The organism is uncultured Roseovarius sp., assembly GCF_913054395.1.
Classification (GTDB): domain Bacteria; phylum Pseudomonadota; class Alphaproteobacteria; order Rhodobacterales; family Rhodobacteraceae; genus Roseovarius.
Window position 1 is genome coordinate 1 of the sequence record NZ_CAJXIP010000253.1, and the last position, 2,833, is coordinate 2,833.

Sequence of the window (2,833 nt, forward strand, 5' to 3'; positions counted from 1 at the left end):
CCTGGTCGCCAAGGTCTTCGCCCCGCGTCTGCGCAAGGTCATGGACGAGCGCGCCGACACGATCGACAGCGCCATCGCCGCCGCTGAGGCCGCGCGTCTGGCGGCCGAGGAAAAGGCCGCGAAAGCCGAAGCCAAGGCGGCAAAAGCGGCCCGCAAGGCCAAGGCATTGATGGCAGAGTTTGCAGCCGCCAAGGTCAAGGCAAAGTCAAAAGCCAAGAAGGAAAAGGGCAAGGCCAAGTCCGATATCGCCAAGGAAAAAGCCAAGGCGACGAAGATCCTCGAGGAAAAATCGGACACCAAGAAGAAGAAAAAGAAGAAGGTCAAAAAGGCCAAGTAGGCCGCGGCCGTGCCCTGCAACAAAACGGCGGCAGACTTGGTTGCCAGACCGGTTTGGCCGGCCTGCCCGGCTGACGTGACCAGCAGACGCGCCGTGGGGCTGACGTGTTTGGCGGAGGTTGGGTGGAGGTTGGACGCTACCTGAGGCGATAGCAGCCTGTCGGAAAACCGGAGGCGGAACCGCTCCGGTTTTCCTGTATCTGAAGCCGGACGAAGCCGACAGGGCGCCCGATCAGATCAGCGCCCCCTCCGATGTGAGGGTCAGCTTGCCCGCCAGATAGGGGGCGAGCGCCTCGGGCAGCGTGACGGAACCATCCTCCTGCTGGCCATTTTCCAGCACGGCAATCAGACAGCGCCCGACCGCAAGACCGGACCCGTTCAGCGTGTGCAGGAACTCCGGTTTGCCGCCGTCTGCGGGTTTGAACCGGGCATTCATGCGGCGGGCCTGAAACGCACCGGTCGTCGATACCGAGGAAATCTCGCGATAGCAGTTCTGACCGGGCACCCAGGCCTCGATGTCATAGGTGCGCCGCGCGCCAAATCCCATGTCGCCGGTGCACAGGAGCACCGTGCGGAAGGGAATTCCGAGCTTTTGCAGAATGCCCTCGGCACAGCCGAGCATGCGTTTTTGTTCCTCATCCGAGGTCTCCGGATGCACGATCGACACCATTTCGACCTTTTCGAACTGATGCTGGCGCAGCATGCCGGAGGTGTCGCGCCCGGCGCTGCCCGCTTCAGAACGGAAACACTGCGTATGCGCCACCATCCGGCGCGGCAGGCTGTCCTCGTCCAGCGTCTCGCCATGGGCGGTGTTGGTCAGGGTCACCTCGGCGGTCGGCACAAGCCACCAGCCATTGGTGGTCTCATAGCTGTCCTCGCCGAATTTCGGCAATTGCCCGGTGCCAAGCATCATCTCGGGGCGTACCAGAACCGGTGTCCAGGTCTCGCTCAGGCCGTTTTCATCCACATGCGTATCAAGCATGAACTGCGCCAGGGCGCGGTGAATGCGCGCCACGGCGCCCTTGAGCACGACAAAGCGGCTGCCCGAGAGTTTCGCGGCAAGCTCGAAATCCATGCCCGGCACGACGCCGGTCAGCTCGTAATGTTCTTTCGGGGTGAAATCAAAGACGCGCGGGGTGCCCCAGCGGTGCATTTCGACATTATCGGCCTCGTCCGCACCATCGGGCGTATCGGCATGCGGCAGGTTGGGGATGCCCATCAGCAGGTCGTCAAGCTGTGTATCAAGCGCCTTGGCCTCGGCCTGCATTGCCGCGACCTCGGCCTTCTTGTCGGCCACAAGCGCGCGCAGACGCTCGAATTCGGCGTCGTCGCCCTTGGCCTTGGCCGCGCCAACCTCTTTACTGGCGCGGTTCTGCTCGGCCTGTGCGGTCTCGGCCGCATGGATGCGCGCGCGCCGGGCCTCGTCAAGCGCAAGGATCTCACCCGAGATCGGCGCCACCCCGCGCCGTGCAAGGGCGGCGTCAAAGGCATCGGGGGTGTCGCGGATGGCACGGATATCATGCATGGGTCTGATCCTTGGCGTGGTTGAGTCGTCAGCGCCTTATGCACCAGATTTTTGTGGCTGTGTAGGGTGGGTGAAACCCACGCTGGGATAGATCAAAGCGAAACCCGTCATCCCGGGCCCGACCCGGGACATCCTTCACCCTCATTCGCCCTCTTCCGGCGGCTCCGGCGGAACATACCCCTCCGGCTCCGCCTGCCATTTTTTCCATTCCTCTTCGAACTGCCGGAAGCCCAACTTAGACCTCGGCCAATGCCTGGGCCAGTCTTCATGCTCCGGCCCATGCCCACCCGGCAGGATGACTGTGGTATCGCCAAACATGCCCTCCAGATGCTCGGTGAGTTGTGGTATATTTGTACAATTCACAAACCTCAGCGAGGCATCTCGAAGAGTAGCCTCGCTGAGGTTTGTGTTTTCATCGAACTTCGCGGCCCAGAGGTGCGCCCCCTGCAACTGCGCACCCCGGAGGTTTGCCCGCTGCAACTGCGCGAACCCGAGGTCCGCCCCCTGTAATTCGGCAAATCTTAGGTCCGCCCCGGTCAGGTCGCGCTTTGACAGGATGATCTTGCGCAGTTGGGCGCGTTCCAGCCCCGGACGATAGCCCTTTTCTTTCTCCAGCTGCTTGCGCGCTGCCCCGCGCCGCTCGATCACCTTGAGCGCCACATCGACATCCAGCCGGGGATGCTCGCGCCCCTCATTGGACCACGCGCGCCATTCCTCTGGTGTCGCCTCTCCCTCGGGCAGGGCAACATCCTCGCGCCCGGCATTCTGGCGGATATAGGCGCAGAGGATTTCCATGATCTGGATATGATCGCGTTCGCTGTCCTGACTAAGCCGCTCCAACGCATAAATCGCCCCGATCCGCACTTCGAGGTTGGGTTCGGTTCTTTCATCGCCATCACGCTTGACGGTTTTTTCAGCTCCCAACCCCTCAACCGCCTTATTGATCCGGTCGGTGATGTGGCCCTGTTCAAC

2 protein-coding genes and 1 pseudogene are annotated in these 2,833 nt (G+C 62.3%); 1 reads left to right on the plus strand and 2 read right to left on the minus strand.

Annotated features, from left to right (window positions below):
* Positions 1–337 (plus strand): annotated as a pseudogene (locus tag QZ522_RS18895) (hypothetical protein); the annotation flags it as partial.
* A 231-nt stretch (positions 338–568) separates the two neighbouring features.
* On the opposite strand, the gene serS reads toward QZ522_RS18895, so the two are convergent.
* Entirely contained in the window at positions 569–1,861 is a 1,293-nt protein-coding gene (serS, locus tag QZ522_RS18900; RefSeq protein WP_294615286.1) for a serine--tRNA ligase, read from the minus strand.
* Between the two features lie 141 nt (positions 1,862–2,002).
* A partial coding sequence (locus QZ522_RS18905) for a pentapeptide repeat-containing protein (protein ID WP_294615289.1) occupies positions 2,003–2,833 on the minus strand: 831 nt, incomplete at its 5' end.